Source organism: Mesorhizobium sp. M4B.F.Ca.ET.203.01.1.1, from assembly GCF_004791025.1.
Lineage (GTDB): Bacteria > Pseudomonadota > Alphaproteobacteria > Rhizobiales > Rhizobiaceae > Mesorhizobium > Mesorhizobium abyssinicae.
The window spans coordinates 1-284 of the sequence record NZ_SRUO01000290.1 but is presented as its reverse complement, the minus strand read 5'-3'; the positions used below and the strand labels follow the sequence as shown (position 1 = coordinate 284).

The window sequence follows — 284 nt, the reverse complement described above, 5'->3', positions numbered from 1 at the left end:
CGGCGATCCGTGCCGCTGCCCCGCGCCCGCAGCTGATCTGCGTGGACCAGGAAGGCGGCCGGGTGCAGCGTTTCCGCGAGGGCTACAGCGCGCTGCCGCCGCTGCAGGACATCGGGGCGCTGTACGCCACCGATCCGCAGCAGGCGCTGGCGCTGGCCGAGCAACACGCCTGGCTGATGGCCAGCGAAGTGCGCGCCAGCGGCGTGGACCTGAGCTTCGCGCCGGTGGTCGACCTGGGCCGTGGCAACCGCGCCATCGGCAACCGTGCCTTCAGTGAAGACCCG

The 284-nt window shown here is 72.9% G+C and carries 1 protein-coding gene; it reads left to right on the top strand.

Annotated features, from left to right (window positions below):
- The coding region (locus EN846_RS34735) for a glycoside hydrolase family 3 N-terminal domain-containing protein (protein WP_281036179.1) at positions 1-284 on the top strand (284 nt) is incomplete at both ends.